Origin of the sequence: Micromonospora sp. NBC_00330 (genome assembly GCF_036136635.1) — a bacterium.
Taxonomy (GTDB): domain Bacteria; phylum Actinomycetota; class Actinomycetes; order Mycobacteriales; family Micromonosporaceae; genus Micromonospora; species Micromonospora salmantinae.
In genome coordinates, this window is record NZ_CP108012.1 from 6,587,862 (window position 1) to 6,602,620 (window position 14,759).

12 protein-coding genes are annotated in these 14,759 nt (G+C 70.9%); 10 read left to right on the plus strand and 2 right to left on the minus strand.

Translation table 11 applies throughout. The features are described from left to right. Positions 1 to 23: 23 nt before the first annotated feature. The 7 genes from OG598_RS30055 to OG598_RS30085 all read left to right on the plus strand — a co-directional run bounded on the left by OG598_RS30055 (position 24) and on the right by OG598_RS30085 (position 8,727). Complete coding sequence (locus OG598_RS30055) at positions 24 to 1,223, plus strand: PP2C family protein-serine/threonine phosphatase (protein ID WP_328652055.1); 1,200 nt, start codon at positions 24 to 26, stop codon at positions 1,221 to 1,223. Next, entirely contained in the window at positions 1,220 to 2,953 is a 1,734-nt protein-coding gene (locus OG598_RS30060; RefSeq protein WP_328652056.1) for a sensor histidine kinase, read from the plus strand. The genes OG598_RS30055 and OG598_RS30060 overlap by 4 nt, the downstream gene beginning before the upstream one ends. After that, the gene (locus OG598_RS30065) at positions 2,950 to 3,402 is read left to right on the plus strand and encodes a response regulator (protein WP_328652057.1); all 453 of its coding nucleotides are present in this window, start codon (positions 2,950 to 2,952) and stop codon (positions 3,400 to 3,402) included. The genes OG598_RS30060 and OG598_RS30065 overlap by 4 nt, the downstream gene beginning before the upstream one ends. After that, complete coding sequence (locus tag OG598_RS30070; RefSeq protein ID WP_328652058.1) at positions 3,395 to 4,204, plus strand: inositol monophosphatase family protein; 810 nt, start codon at positions 3,395 to 3,397, stop codon at positions 4,202 to 4,204. Before OG598_RS30065 ends, OG598_RS30070 begins: the two co-directional genes overlap by 8 nt. A gap of 180 nt (positions 4,205 to 4,384) precedes the next feature. Next, entirely contained in the window at positions 4,385 to 5,401 is a 1,017-nt protein-coding gene (locus tag OG598_RS30075) for a coiled-coil domain-containing protein (protein ID WP_328652059.1), read from the plus strand. Between the two features lie 36 nt (positions 5,402 to 5,437). After that, positions 5,438 to 7,000: a fused MFS/spermidine synthase gene (locus OG598_RS30080; protein ID WP_328652060.1), complete on the plus strand. Its 1,563-nt coding sequence runs from the start codon at positions 5,438 to 5,440 to the stop codon at positions 6,998 to 7,000. Positions 7,001 to 7,071: 71 nt separating this feature from the next. Then, entirely contained in the window at positions 7,072 to 8,727 is a 1,656-nt protein-coding gene (locus OG598_RS30085) for a serine/threonine-protein kinase (protein ID WP_328652061.1), read from the plus strand. Positions 8,728 to 8,840: 113 nt separating this feature from the next. On the opposite strand, the gene OG598_RS30090 is transcribed toward OG598_RS30085, so the two are convergent. Both OG598_RS30090 and OG598_RS30095 read right to left on the minus strand, forming a co-directional pair. After that, the gene (locus OG598_RS30090; protein WP_328652062.1) at positions 8,841 to 9,509 is read right to left on the minus strand and encodes a potassium channel family protein; all 669 of its coding nucleotides are present in this window, start codon (positions 9,507 to 9,509) and stop codon (positions 8,841 to 8,843) included. 233 nt (positions 9,510 to 9,742) lie between these two features. Beyond that, entirely contained in the window at positions 9,743 to 11,077 is a 1,335-nt protein-coding gene (locus OG598_RS30095; protein WP_328652063.1) for a TrkH family potassium uptake protein, read from the minus strand. A gap of 139 nt (positions 11,078 to 11,216) precedes the next feature. On the opposite strand from OG598_RS30095, the gene OG598_RS30100 reads away from it, so the two are divergent. The 3 genes from OG598_RS30100 (at position 11,217) to OG598_RS30110 (ending at position 14,722) form a co-directional block, all read left to right on the plus strand. After that, positions 11,217 to 12,329: a glycerophosphodiester phosphodiesterase gene (locus tag OG598_RS30100; protein WP_328652064.1), complete on the plus strand. Its 1,113-nt coding sequence runs from the start codon at positions 11,217 to 11,219 to the stop codon at positions 12,327 to 12,329. A gap of 447 nt (positions 12,330 to 12,776) precedes the next feature. Then, positions 12,777 to 13,976 (plus strand): substrate-binding domain-containing protein, encoded by a 1,200-nt coding sequence (locus tag OG598_RS30105; RefSeq protein WP_328652065.1) that lies wholly within the window; start codon positions 12,777 to 12,779, stop codon positions 13,974 to 13,976. A 2-nt stretch (positions 13,977 to 13,978) separates the two neighbouring features. Further along, positions 13,979 to 14,722, plus strand: coding sequence for an ABC transporter ATP-binding protein (locus OG598_RS30110; protein WP_112584733.1), 744 nt, complete (start codon positions 13,979 to 13,981; stop codon positions 14,720 to 14,722). Positions 14,723 to 14,759 lie beyond the last annotated feature (37 nt).

Here is a 14,759-nt window from a genome sequence, read left to right on the forward strand (position 1 = left end):
CCGGCTTGGCCGGTTCCCCAGTTGTGCCGTACCCGCACGGTGGCCTGGCGCGGCACGCCAACCTGCCGCCGGGTGAGCGGTTGCGCGTGCTGCTGGTGGAGGACGACGAGGGCGACGCCTTCCTGGTCGGTGAGCTGCTCGCCGAGACGAACTCGATGATCGACCTGTTGGTCGCCACCAGCCTTCGGGAGGCGCGGCAGCGGATCAACGACGTCGACTGCGTCCTGCTCGACCTGGGCCTGCCCGACGCGCAGGGGCTGGACGGGCTGCGCCAGGTGTTGGAGATGTCCAGCGGCGCCGCGGTCTGCGTGCTGACCGGCCGCACGGACGAGCACCTGGGCGTCGTGGCGGTCGCCGAGGGTGCCCAGGACTACCTGGTCAAGGGCCAGGTCGACGGGGTGCTGCTGACCCGGGCGCTGCGCTACGCCGTGGAGCGTAAGCGCGCCGACGAGAATGCCCGCCGGCTGCGCGAGGTCGAGCTGCGCCAGGCCGAGTCGGCCCGACTCGAACGCGGCCTGCTGCCCCAACCGCTGATGACGACCGACCAGGTCGCTGTGCACACCTTCTACCGGCCGGGCCGGCACGCCGCGTTGATCGGCGGAGACTTCTTCGACGTGGTGCAGACCCACCCGGACCGCCTCGACCTGATCGTCGGCGACGTCTGTGGGCACGGGGTGGACGAGGCCGCGCTCGGGGTCGAGCTGCGGGTGGCCTGGCGCGCCCTGGTGCTCGCCCGGGTGCCGGACGACGAGGTGCTGCCCGCCCTGGAGCAGGTGCTGATGAGCGAGCGCCGCCTCCAGGAGATCTTCGCGACGGTGGCCACCGTCCGCCTGGACCTGGACGCCAACCGGGCCACCGTCCGACTGGCCGGGCATCCGCCACCACTACTGCTCTCCGGCGGCCGGGTCGCCCCGGTGCCCGCGCCCGGCGGCCTGCTGCTGGGCGTACGACCCCGCCGGCCGATCGCCTACGACCTGGAGTTCGACACCGATGACTGGTCCCTGTTGATGTACACCGACGGCCTGATCGAGGGGCGGGTGGGCGCCGGCAACGAACGGCTCGACGTGCCCGGCCTCAGCGGCTTGCTGGACGAGCCGGCCAACCGTTCGGTGTCGCTGCCCGAGCTGCCCGCGTGGCTGGTCGGGCGGGCCGAGCGGCTCAACGGCGGCCCGCTCGCCGACGACGTGGCCATGCTGCTGGTCAGCCGGGGTGGTGGCCGGTGAAGCCGGTCGTCGGCGGCTGGAGTCTGCGCCGCCGGGTCATCACCCTGCTCACCGTCGTGGGCTTCCTGTTGATCGGGCTGGCCAGCGCGGAAGCGGCGATGGCCGCCCGCAACCGCACCCAGATCGACGCGGTCCTGAACGAGACCGGCCCGTTGCGGGTGCAGTCCCAGGAACTGCTCAACGCGCTGCTCGACCAGGAGACGGCGATCCGCGGGTACGCGGTCAGCGGCGACCAGGACGACCTGAACCCCTACCGGGAAGGGCTCGCCCAGGAGCAGAGCGTCACCGCCTCGATGCGGACGCTGCTCGACGACTATCCGGAGATCAGCCAGGAGCTGCGGACCGTCGAGGAGCGTGTCACCCAGTGGCGACGGTCGGTCGCGGAGCCGGTGATAGCCACGACCGAGCAGAGCGGCACCAGCGCCGGCCAGGCGTTGGTCACCGAAGCGGCCCGGCAACAGTTCGACGAGGTGCGCTCGGCGGTGAACGACCTCCAGGAGGAGGTCCTGGCCGCCCGGGAGCAGACCGCCACCGACGTGCGTACCAGCAGCAACATTCTGGTTGTCCTCCTGATCGTCGCTGCGTTGGTGGTGGTCGTCGCCGGGGCGGTGCTGCTGCTCTCGCTGGACCGGATGGTGGTCCGGCCGCTGACCGGCCTCGCCACCCAGGTCCGTGAGGTCGCCGAGGGCGACTACCAGCACCGCATCGCCACCGTCGGTCCGCCGGAGTTCATCCAACTCGGCGAGGACGTGGACGCGATGCGGCAGAAGATCGCCGCCGACCTGGCCGAGGTCCGGGCCGCCCGCGAGCGCATCGAGTGGGTCAACAGTCAGCTCCAGAAGCAGGCCGAGGAGCTGACCCGGTCCAACCGTGACCTGGAGCAGTTCGCGTACGTGGCCTCGCACGACCTCCAGGAGCCGCTGCGCAAGGTCGCCAGCTTCTGCCAGCTGCTCCAGCGCCGTTACGCCGGCCAGCTCGACGAGCGGGCCGACCAGTACATCGCGTTCGCCGTGGACGGCGCGCAACGGATGCAGCGCCTGATCAACGACCTGCTCGCGTTCTCCCGGATCGGGCGGCTCACCACCGGCTTCGTCGAGGTCGACCTCAACAAGGTGATGGGCGACGTGGCCGGCCAGACCGAGGCCGCCCGGCAGTACGCGGACGCCGAGTTGACCTGGACCGAGCTGCCGGTGATCTCGGGTGAGGAACCGCTGCTCACCAACCTGCTGGCCAACCTGGTCAGCAACTCGATCAAGTTCCGCCGCCCGGACGTGCCGTCGAAGGTGCACGTCTCGGCCCGGTTGGTGGGCGCCGAGTGGGAGATCACCTGCCAGGACAACGGCATCGGGATCGAGCCGGAGTTCGCCGACAAGATCTTCGTGATCTTCCAGCGGCTGCACTCGAAGGACGCGTACCCGGGCACCGGCATCGGGTTGGCGATCGTCAAGAAGATCGTCGAGTACCACGGCGGCCGCGTCTGGGTGGACACCGACGTGCCGGAGGGCACCGCGATCCGGTTCACCCTGCCGGCACTTCCCGACGACGTCGCGGCGGCTGCCGCCGCCGACTCCGAGGGGGAGCCGAACGCCCCGACCGTGGGCGACACGACGCCCTCGACCGAGGCTCCGGCAGCGCTGACGGAGCAGGCCGACGGGCCGGACCAGCCGGACCGGGCCGACGAGACGCTGGAAAGCGGTAGAACGGGTGACATGAGGGAGACGGTGGGATGACCGCGCCGGCGGATGGCAAGAGCCCGATCGAGGTCCTGCTCGTCGAGGACGACCCGGGTGACGTGCTGATGACCCAGGAGGCGTTCGAGGAACACAAGCTGCGTAACCGGCTGACCGTCGTCTCCGACGGGGCCGAGGCGCTCGCCTACCTGCGCCGGGAGGGTCAGTACACCGACGCGGTGGCACCCGACCTGATCCTGCTCGACCTCAACCTGCCCCGGCGCGACGGCCGGGAGGTGCTGGAAGAGATCAAGAAGGACGAGAACCTGCGCCGGATCCCGGTGGTGGTGCTCACCACCTCGCAGGCCGACGAGGACATCCTGCGCAGCTACCAGCTGCACGCCAACGCCTACGTGACCAAGCCGGTGGACTTCGAGCGCTTCATCTCGGTGGTCCGTCAGATCGACGAGTTCTTCGTCAGCGTGGTCAAGCTGCCGCCGCGTGGCTGACACCCTGCTGGACGACGTCGGCGGCCTGCTGTGGGAGGCCGCCGACCAGGTCGTGCTGCCACTGTTCCGCAAGCTCGACGACGCCGACGTGTCGGAGAAGGCGCCCGGCGAGGTGGTCACCGTCGCCGACCGCCGGGCCGAGGAGCTGCTCTCGGCGGGGCTGCGCCGGCTGCGGCCGGGCTCGATGGTGGTCGGCGAGGAGGGCGTCGCCGACGATCCGGGGTTGCTGCGGCACCTACGCGACAGCGGGGACGTCTGGCTGGTCGACCCGGTCGACGGGACCGCCAACTTCGCCGCCGGTCGCCGGCCGTTCGCCCTGATGGTGTCGCTGCTGACCGACGGGCGGCCGACCGCCGGCTGGATCCTGGACCCGCTCGCCGGCACTCTCGCCGCCGGCTCGGCGGACGGGGGCACACTGCTCAACGGTCGACCGGTGGACGGCACCGGCACGGTGCCGCCGCTCGGCGAGCTGCGCGGCGCGGCGATGACCAAGTTCCTGCCGCCGGAGACCCGCGACCGGGTCCGCGCCGGCGGGCGGCGGCTCGGCGAGCTGCTGCCCGGCCTGCACTGCGCCGGTCGGGAGTACCTGGACATCCTCACCGGCGAGCAGCAGTTCACCCTCTTCTGGCGCACCCTGCCCTGGGACCACGCCCCGGGCACCGTGCTGGTCCGTGCCGCCGGGGGTGTCGCCCGCCGGTTCGACGGCGTCGACTACCACCCCGCCGACGACGGCCGCGGTCTGCTCGTCGCGGCCAACGAACAGGTCTGGGCCGAGGTGCGCGACGCGCTCCTCAGCACCTGATCCGCGCGCTGCGCGACCACGTCGGGACGCTCCGTCGACATCGAGGCAGCCCGAGGGTCAGCAGGCTGGTCACCGGCCCACGATCCGGTATCGTGACCGGCGGTCTCCGCCAGCAGGCCGCCGACCGGCGCCGCAGTGCAGTGTTCATCGGAGGCCGGCGGTCGACGGAAGGACGCTTTCGTGCCCAGGACCAGGCTCAGCCCGCGGCTCGCTCGCCGCGCTCTGTTCGCCGTGCTCGCCGCCGTCGCGCTGGTGCTCGGCGGTGCCGCAGTGCCCGCGTACGCGGAGCCTGGCGAGGGCGGCAGCAAGAAGTTGCAGGACGCGCTGGAGCTGACCGCCAAGGGCCACATCGAGGCCAAGGCCAAGCTGGACAACTCCAAGCGTCGCCAGACGGCGCTGACCGGCGAGCTGACGACGCTGGAGGGTCGGCTGGTCGGGCTCAGCAGCCAGGTGGGCGAGGTGGCCGCCCAGTCGTACCGGGTGGGGCGGCTGAGCGCCGTCTCGATGCTGCTCAACACCGCAACGCCGGAGGCGTTCCTGCAACGCGCGGGCGACCTCGACCTGATGGCCCAGCGGGACAGCAAGCGGCTGCGTGACCTCACCGACGCCCGGCAGCAGGCCCAGCAGGCCAAGGTCGCCATCGACGCCGAGGTCCGCGAGCAGCAGAAGCAACTCGCCGTGATGGCGAAGAAGAAGAAAGAAGCCGAGGAGGCGCTCGCCGAGGTCAGCTCTGGCGGCAGCAACGGTTTCAGCGGCGGCAGCTCCGCCTCGGCGAAGCCGGCGCCGCGTAACTCCGACGGGTCCTGGCCGTCGGAATCCTGCTCGGTGAAGGACCCGACCACCTCCGGGTGCATCACTCCGCGGACCCTCAACGCGCTCAAGCAGACCCAGGCGGCCGGCTACAAGCGGCACGTCTCCTGCAAGCGCAGCGGTGGCGGCGGCGAGCATCCGAAGGGCCGGGCCTGCGACTTCTCGGCCGCCACGAACGGTTTCGAGGACAAGAACGCTACCGGCGGTGACAAGTCGTACGGGGACAGCCTGGCCGCCTGGCACGTGCGAAACGCCGACCGGCTGGGCGTGCTCTACGTGATCTGGTACCGGCAGATCTGGCATCCCGGCACCGGTTGGCGCTCGTACAGCGGCAGCGGCTCTCCGGCGGCGTCGCACACGAACCATGTTCATCTCTCGATGTACTGACCCATTGCACCAGCTTCGCTGCGTACCATCGCGACGATGAGTTCCCCACCGTCCGACGTAGCGGCCCTGCCGGCACCCCCGGCCCCGCCCGTGCCGGTCACCGGCCGGGCGCTGCCCAACGGCCTGGCCGCCTTCCTGGTCTTCTTCTCCAGCGGCGCCGTGCTGGTGCTGGAGACCGTCGCGCTGCGCCTGGTCGGCCCCTACGTCGGGGTGACCCTTCAGGTGACCAGCTCGGTGATCGGCATCGCGCTGGCCGCGATCGCGTACGGGGCGTGGTCCGGCGGCTGGCTGGCCGACCGGCGCAACCCGCGGGGCCTGCTGGCGCCGGCGTTGGTGCTGGCCGGCATCGCCACCGCGATCACCCTGCCCGTCGTCCGGTACGCCGGTGAGGTGCTGCGCGGTGGTGCGGCCAGCGGCATCCTGCTGCTTGTCGCGTTGGCGGTGTTCGTGCCGGCCGCGCTGCTGGCCGCCGTCACCCCGCTGGTCGTGAAACTCCAGCTCGCCGACCTGCGCCGCACCGGCCAGGTGGTCGGTCGACTCTCCGGGATCGGCACCCTCGGCGGCATCACCGCAACCCTGCTGACCGGGTTCGTGCTGGTCGCCGCGCTGCGCAGCACAGTCATCCTGCTGGCCCTGTCGCTCGCGCTCGGGCTGGTCGGCATCGGCCTCGGCTGGTACCTGCGCCGGCAGGAGCCCACCGAGCTGCCCGGTCCGGCCCGGGCCCGGGCCGCGCTGGCAGTGCTCGGCCTGGCCGGGGCGGGGCTGACCACCGTGGCGCCCAACCCGTGCGACATCGAGACGGCGTACCACTGCGCCCGGGTCACCGCGGACCCCGCACGGCCCAGCGGGCGGACACTGCTGCTCAACTCCGCCCAGCACTCGTACGTGGATCTCGCCGACCCGAAACACCTGGAGTACGCGTACACGAAGTGGATCGGCGCGGTCGCTGACGTCGCCGCGCCGGCCGGTCAGCGCCTGGACGCACTGCACCTGGGTGGCGGTGGGTTCACAGTGCCGCGCTACCTGACCGCGACCCGACCGGGCACCGACAACCTGGTGTTCGAGATCGACGGCGGGCTGGTCGACCTGGGTGAGCAGGAGCTGGGCGTACGGCCGGGGCCGGACCTGCGGGCGGTGGTGGGTGACGCCCGGATGCTGGTTGCCGGCGAGCCGACCGACAGCCGTGACCTGGTGGTCGGCGACGCGTTCGGGCACCTGGTGGTGCCCTGGCACCTGGCCACCCGGGAGATGGCCGCCGACGTCCGGCGGGTGACCCGCCCCGGCGGCGTGTACGTCCAGAACGTCATCGACTACCCGCCGCTGCGGTTCATCCGCGCCGAGTTGGCCACTGTGGCCGCCGAGTTCGGGCACGTCGCGTTGATCGCGCCGCCGGAAGCGCTCGCCCAGGAGCAGGGCTCCAACTTCCTCATCGTCGGCTCCGACGCGCCGTTGCCGCTGGAAGCCGTCCGGGCCCGGCTGGCCGAGGTGGACCCCAAGGTCAGCCTGCTGTCCGATGCGGCGCTGACGGACTTCGTCGGCGAGGCGATGGTGTTGACCGACGACTACGCCCCGGTGGACCAACTGCTGGCCACCGCCTGATCGGGTGACAATCCTGACCGATTCCGATACTCCAGGTGTAGGCGGGCCGTTCCTGGGCAACATCGCTCACCATGGGTGGTGGGGACCGAAACAGCGCGCAGCTGCTCGATGAGCGGTACCGGCTGATCGAGCAGCTCGGCGCGGGCGGCATGTCGGTGGTCTGGCGTGGCTACGACGAGGTGCTCGGCCGCCAGGTCGCGGTGAAGGTGTTGGCGTCCCGGCTGGCCAGCGACAGGGCCTTCCGCCACCGCATCCGGATCGAGGCGCAGGCCGCCGCGCGGCTCTGCCACCCCAACATCACCAACGTGTACGACTACGGCGAGTCCGAGCAGGTCGGTCTGACAGTGCCGTACGTGGTGATGGAGCTGGTCGACGGCGCGTCGCTGGCCAGCCGCTTGGGCCGGGAGAGCCAACTGCCGTGGCGGGAGGCGGTGACCATCGGCGCCGAGGTCAGCTCGGCGCTGGCCACCGCGCACGCTCGCGGGGTCGTGCACCGCGACGTCACCCCGGGCAACGTCATGCTCACCTCGACCGGGGTCAAGGTGGTCGACTTCGGCATTTCCGCGCTCGTCGGGGAGAGCGAGAAGGGCCCGGACGGCACACTGTTGGGCACTCCCGCGTACCTCGCCCCGGAGCGGCTGGACAACGGCCAGGTCTCCCCGGCCACCGACGTGTACGCCGTGGGGCTGTTGCTCTACCGGATGCTCACCGGCCGACTGCCGTGGCAGGCCAGCACTACCACCCAGATGCTGCGCGCCCACATGTACAGCGACCCGGAGCCGATGCCCACCGTCCCGGGGCTGCCCGACGGGGTCGCCGAGCTGGTCGGACGCTGCCTGGCGAAGCGGCCCGCCGACCGGCCGGCGACAGCCGAGCTGACCCGGACGCTCGCCGAGGCGGCCGGCATGCTCGCGGCGGTGCCGGTCTCCCCGGCCGCCGGGCCACTGGACGCGGCGATGCTCGGCAGTGCGCGTACCACGATCCTGCCCTGGTCGGCGGCGACCGACGCGTTGCCGCTGTCGCGGACCCGCAACCGGGACCGTCGGAGCCAGCAGCGGGTGACCCGGCGTCGGCGGGTGGAGGCCGGAGTGGCAGCCGTCGGGCTGATCGCTGTCACCGGGGCGATGTGGGGGTTCACGTCGCGCAGCCCGGCCAGCGGCGGGGACCGGCCGACGACCGAGGCTCGGATGGGTCTGCCGGCGGCGGCGCCCTGCGAGGTGGCGTACGCCTTGCGCACCGACTCCGGCACCGAGTTCTCCGCCGAGCTGACTTTGACCAACACCGGTGGCCGTGAGTTGCGGGACTGGGCGATGAGCTTCACCTTCCCCGGGCAGCAGACGGTGACGAAGGCGGAGCCTGCGCCGGTGCACCAGCAGGGGAGCACTGTGCTGATCCGACCGGCGGCCCAGCGCACCACGCTGGCCCCTGGTGCGGCCGAGAAGGTGACCCTCACGGGTAAGTACAGCGGGGCGAACCCGTTGCCTGTGGAGTTCCGGCTCGGCGAGGCGACCTGCGGGGTTCGGGTGTCCGGCGTCGCCGGCAGCGCGCCGTCCACGGCCCCGCCGAGCAAGGCCGCCACGACGAAGGCCCCGCCCAAGGCAGCAAAGGGGTCCAGCGGCTCCGGTTCGGGCGGCGGCGCGTCGAAGGCCAAGCCGCCGAAGCCTGCGAAGGCCCCGGCGAAGCCCGCGAAGGCTAACGGTGGTGGTCCGGGAAAAGCGGAAAGGTGACCAAGGGGCCGCGTGGTCACCGGAAGTGAGCAGGCCACACCGCGTCGCGGTGCTTCGGGGCCGTCGGACCAACTGGTCCGACGGCCCCGATCGATCTCGGCGTGTGGAGCAGGTCAGCGCATCCCCGCGAATCGCTGCACCTGGTCGATCCCACCCTCGACGATGAGCACCCCTCCCTGGAGAAGCGTGGTGTCGTCGGAGGTGTACCGGAACCGTTCGCCCGGCAGCTTGGCGCCGACCACGCGTACCCCGAAGCGCTCCTCCGGTTTCAGGTCGAGCACTGTGCGCCCGACCAGGGACTCCGGCACCCGGACGGTGGCGATGGCGAAGTCGTCGTCGAACTCGATGAAGTCGAGCAACCGGCTGACGATCAGGTGCGCGACCCGGTCCCCGGTCTCCGCCTCCGGAAATATCACGTGGTGCGCGCCCACCGACGCCAGGATCTTGGCGTGCTTCTGCGAGGTGGCCCGCGCCCAGATCTGGGGCACACCCAGCTCGACCAGCGCCAACACGGTGAGCACACTCGCCTCCACCGAAGCCCCGATGGCCACCACCGCCCGCCCGAAACCGGTGATGCCCAACTGCCGCAGCGCCCCCTCCTCGGTCGCGTCGGCCTGGACCACCCGGTCGAGCTGCGCCGACCAGCGCTGCACAGTCGCCGGGCTGCGGTCGATGGCCAGCACCTCGCGGTCCATCCGGGTCAGCGACCCGGCCAGGTGGCAACCGAATCGACCCAGCCCGATCACCACGATGCCGCCGCTGTCCGCCCGTCTAGCCGACACCTCGGCCCTCCCTGCTTCCACTGGCGCGTACCCGACGTGCGGGCCGGCCGACACTTCCGAAACACGCCGTAGGGCGTGTTTCATAAGAACTGGCCGGCCTGCGGCGGGCCCGGACGACGACCGGCGGCGTTGCGGTTTCGTCCGGATACGACACCGGTATCCGGACGAAACCGCGCCTTGCCGGATCGCCGCCCGGACTCCGCCTCGGCTCGACCGCCCTTATGAAACACGCCCTAGCCGACAATGGGTTGCTCCTGGGGGTAGCGGTAGAGCCGGCGTCGGGTGTTCAGGGCGATCGCCGACCCCAGGGTGAGCGTCCCGACCCGGCCGATGAACATCAGCACGGTCAGCACCAGTTGGCCGCCGGCCGGCAGTTCGGCGGCCAGACCGATGGTCAGACCGGTGGTGCTGAACGCCGAGGTGACGTCGAACAGGGCCGCGACGAAGCGGACGCCCTCGGTGAGCAGCAGCAACAGCATGGTCCCGGCCGTCACCAACGCGACGCTGAGTAGCGCCACTGTGAGGGCCTGTCGCTGGCTCGCGGTGGCCACCCGCCGGTGCCCGATCGTCACGTCGGGTTCGCCCCGCAACTCGGCCCAGATGGTGAACGCCAGCAGGAAGAACGTGGAGACCTTGATGCCACCGGCAGTGCTGGCGCTGCCGCCGCCGATGAACATCAGCACGATCAGCAGGGGATAGCTCTCCTCCTGAAGTGCGGCGATGTCCAGGACGCTGAAGCCGCCGGTGCGGCTCAGCGCGATCTGGGTGAACGACGCGAGGATCTTCCCGGGTACGTCGTACTGGCCGATCGTGCTCGCGTTGGTCCACTCGGCGGCGAGCAGGCCGGCGAAGCCGACCAGCAGCAGCACCGCGCTGCCCCAGATCGTCAACTTCGTCGCCACCGCCCAGCGGGTGGGCTGCCGCCACTCCCGGACCGCCTCGAAGAGCGCGGGAAACCCGAGACCGCCGATGATCGCGCCGATCGCCAGGGGCAGCGACACCCACGGGTCACGGCTGAACGCCAGCAGGCCCTCGGTGTAGAGCGCGAAGCCACCGTTGTTGAACGCCTGCACGGCGTGGAAGACGCCCGACCAGAGAGCCTGCCCGAAGGGGTAGTCGTAGGTCAGCCAGAGCCGACCGGCGACCACCACTGTCATCACCGCCTCGCAGGCGAAGACGGTCAGCGCGATCCGGCGAAGCAGCCGTCCCACGTCACCGATGCCGAACTCCGCCGTCTCGGCCTGAACCAGCAACCGGTTGCGCAGTCCGAGCTGACTGGAGACCACCAGGATGACCAACGCCGCGACGGTGAGGATGCCGAGGCCGCCGAGCTGGGTGAGCAGGGTGATCACCAGCAGTCCCCAGCCGGACCAGTAGTTCGGCGTGTCGGTGATCGCCATGCCGGTGACCGACACGGCCGAGGTGGCGGTGAAGAGCGCTGTGACAACGGGTGGGCGTACGTGTTCGGCGGTCGCCCAGCGCGCCATGAGCAACAGGGTGCCGAGCAGGATCGGCACCAGGAACGCGAACGGCACCAGCCGCACGGGATTGCGGAAGAACCGGCGCACCAGACAATCTTCCTGTCCGCCCGCGGCCCTGGAGTGGGAACGGGCATTCCGGAGATTCATCTGCCGGCCAGCCATCGACCAACTCCTGGCAAGTCACGGGCGGTCTGCTTACCCGGACCATCGATGACAGGAGACGGCGTTGCGACGTACCCTCTCGACCCTCGGCGTGGCCGGCGTTCTGCTCGCCGCCGCCGTGGCCCTGCCGACAATGGCCGCGGCCGAACCAACTGCCAGCGCGGACCGCTCCCGGGCCACCGATCGACCAATCGTGATCGGTCACCGTGGCGCCAGCGGCTACCGGCCGGAGCACACGCTGGAGGCGTACCGGTTGGCGATCCGGATGGGTGCCGACTACATCGAGCCGGATCTGGTCTCCACCTCCGACGGCGTGCTGGTCGCCCGGCACGAGAACGAGATCTCCGGCACCACCGACGTGTCGACCCGCCCGGAGTTCGCGGCCCGCAAGGTGACGAAGACCATCGACGGTGTCGCGGTGACCGGGTGGTTCACCGAGGACTTCACCCTCGCCGAGCTGAAGACGCTGCGGGCCAAGGAGCGGCTGCCGCAGGTACGCGTGGCGAACACCGCCTTCGACGGCCGCTTCGAGGTGCCCACCCTCCAGGAGGTCATCGACCTGGCCCGGACCGAGGGGCGGGCACGGGGCCGCACCATCGGCATCTACCCGGAGACCAAGCACCCGAGCTACTTCGCCTCGATCAAACTGCCGTTGGAGGAGCCGCTGCTGCGGGTGCTGCGGCAGAACAAGTTGGACCGGAAGAATTCGCCGGTCTTCATCCAGTCGTTCGAGACGGCCAACCTGCGCAAGCTGAGCCGCCGGACCGACGTGAAGCTGGTCCAACTGCTCGACGCCGCCGGCCGTCCGTACGACTTCACCGTCGCCGGTGACGCCCGCACCTACCAGGATCTGGTCACGCCGGCCGGCCTGAAGTGGATCGCCGGGTACGCCGACGGCATCGGCGCGAACAAGAACCTGCTCGTCCCGCGGAACGCCGCCGGCGCCCTGCTCGCCCCCACCAACGTGGTGCGCGACGCGCACCGGGAGCACCTGCTCGTGCACTCCTGGACGTTCCGCGCCGAGAACCAGTTCCTCCCGGTGGACTTCCGGATCGGCGCCGACCCGAATGCGCGCGGCGACATCACCGCCGAGTACGAGCTCTTCCTCGGCCTGGGCCTCGACGGTGTCTTCAGCGACCACCCGGACACTGCCGTCGCCGCCCTCGCCGGCCGCTGACCCACGTCTCGGCTCGGAGCTGATCCGCTCCGAGTCGATCACCGGGCCGACCACGCCCGGCCCACACGCTGGCCCGCCTTCCGCCACCCGGACGGCGGGCCAGCGGCACGTTCGGGCAGCCCCCGCCGCGAGATCGCGCTCGAACCAGGAAGTAGTGGTGTCGCGGCCGTCCGAGGCCACTACGACCAGGATCGAGCGCGATCGTGAAGGGGTAGCCCTGACCGAACCGGGCGAATGGCGCGGGACGACACACGGGTCGGGTGGTCCGTGGGGGTTCGGGCCATCGAGAGCGTGGGCTCCCGGCTGGTGGTGCGGCCCGTTGTAACCTCCGGCCACCTCATTCCTGTTACTTGTGTGTTTCCGCCACATAGCTCGTGGGTGACGTCACTTCTAGCGTGAGCCGTCACGAAGAAGTTCTCTCCCTCTGAGTCCTCATGTGGAGTCGCAATGACGGTCCGGACGACGCGGCGGGCGTTCCTCTCCGCCGCCACGATGATGGCCGCGGCGCTGGCCGCCACGGCCTGTGGCAGCCCGCAGGACACCGCCACCGGCGGCGGCGACAGTGCCGCGCCGGTCAAGGTCGGCCTGGTGTACTCCCAGTCGGGAGCCCTGGCCAGCTACGGAAAGCAGTACGTCGAGGGGTTCAAGGCGGGGCTGGACTTCGCCACCCAGGGCACCGGCAAGGTCGGTGACCGGAAGATCGAGCTGACCGAGGTCGACGACGCCGGCGACCCGGCCAAGGCGGTCTCCGCGGCGAAGGACCTGATCGGCAAGGGCACGAAGATCATCGCCGGCTCCACCGCCTCCGGTGTGGCGCTCCAGGTCGCGCCGATCGCGGCGCAGAACAAGGTGCTGTTCATCTCCGGCCCGGCCGCCACGGACGCGGTGACCGGCGCGAACAAGTACACGTTCCGCTCCGGCCGGCAGTCGTACCAGGACGTGGTGACCGCCAAGTCGTTCATCGGCGACCCCACCGGAAAGAAGGTGGTGGTCTTCGCCCAGGACGGCGCGTTCGGTGACGCCAACGAGGCTGCCGTCAAGGCCGTCATCGGCAGTGCGGGCGCGACAGTGAGCAGCGTCCGGGCCCCGGCCAGCGCCACCGAGTTCACCCCGTTCGCCAGCCAGATCAAGGCCGCCAAGCCGGACCTGCTCTTCGTGGCGTGGGCGGGCACGACCGCCCCGGCCATGTGGCAGACCCTCGACCAGCAGGGCGTCCTCTCGTCCACCACTGTCGTCACCGGCCTGGACATCCGCGCCTCGTGGCCGACCTTCGGTGCTGCCGGCGCGAAGATCTCCTTCCTGTCGCACTACTTCGACGGTGCCAGCGACACCGAGGCCAGCAAGGCGCTGAAGGCCACTGTCAACACCATCGACCTGTTCCACCCGGACGGCTTCGCCGCCGCGCAGATGGTGGTCCGGGCTGCGCAGGAGGGTGGGGACGACGTCGACAAGATGGTCACCGCACTGGAGGGCTGGAGCTTCGACGGGGTCAAGGGCAAGATGACCATCCGGGCCGCCGACCACGCGCTGCTCCAGCCGATGTTCCAGGCCAAGCTGACCGGCAGCGGCACCGCGTTCACGGCTACTGCGCAGAAGAGCCTCACCGGTGACGAGACCGCGCCGCCGGCCGTGGCCATGAAGGGCTGACCATGCTCGCCACCCGCGGTCTGACCTGGCGGATCGGTGAGGTCGCCATCGTCGACAGCGTCTACCTCGACCTGGCACCCGGAGAGTTCCTGGGCGTCATCGGGCCGAACGGCGCCGGTAAGACCTCACTGTTCAACCTGATCACCGGCCTGCGCCGGGCCACCGAGGGCCGGATCGTTCTGGACGGGCAGGACATCGGGGCGCTTCCGCCGCACCGGCGGGCCCGCCTCGGTCTGGGCCGTACCTTCCAGGCGTCCTCGGTCTTCGGCTCGCTGAGCGTGCGGGAGAACGTCCGGCTGGCCGTGCAGGCGCACCGCGGGGGCTCGATGGCGCTGTGGCGGCGGGCGGCGGCCGACCGGGAGGTCGCCGCCGCCGCCGACGCGGCGCTCGACCGGGTCGGTCTCGCCCACCGGGGTACGGCCCTCGCCGGCACCCTGGCCCACGGCGAGAAGCGCAAGCTGGAGATCGCCCTGCTGCTCGCCGGTGAACCGCGGGTGATGCTGCTGGACGAGCCGATGGCCGGGGTCAGCGCCGAGGACGTGCCGGAGCTGGTCGCCGTCATCAAGTCGTTGACCGGCGACAGCGGTCGGGCGGTGCTGATGGTCGAACACCACATGGACGTCATCCTGGAACTGGCCGACCGCATCGCCGTCATGCACCACGGCGCGCTGCTGGCCTGCGACACCCCGGAGACGGTGATGGCCAACCCCACTGTGCAAGAGGCCTATCTGGGGGAGTCGCTGTGAGCGCGAGGAGTGAGCCGGGTTCGCGAGCCCCGCAGTC

Bases quoted from the DNA above. Each gene is read 5' to 3' on its own strand.
- OG598_RS30085 (WP_328652061.1), top strand. From the start codon at position 7,072: ATGGGTGGTGGGGACCGAAACAGCGCGCAGCTGCTCGATGAGCGGTAC.
- OG598_RS30110 (WP_112584733.1), top strand. From the start codon at position 13,979: ATGCTCGCCACCCGCGGTCTGACCTGGCGGATCGGTGAGGTCGCCATC.
- OG598_RS30065 (WP_328652057.1), top strand. From the start codon at position 2,950: ATGACCGCGCCGGCGGATGGCAAGAGCCCGATCGAGGTCCTGCTCGTC.
- OG598_RS30105 (WP_328652065.1), top strand. From the start codon at position 12,777: ATGACGGTCCGGACGACGCGGCGGGCGTTCCTCTCCGCCGCCACGATG.
- OG598_RS30080 (WP_328652060.1), top strand. From the start codon at position 5,438: ATGAGTTCCCCACCGTCCGACGTAGCGGCCCTGCCGGCACCCCCGGCC.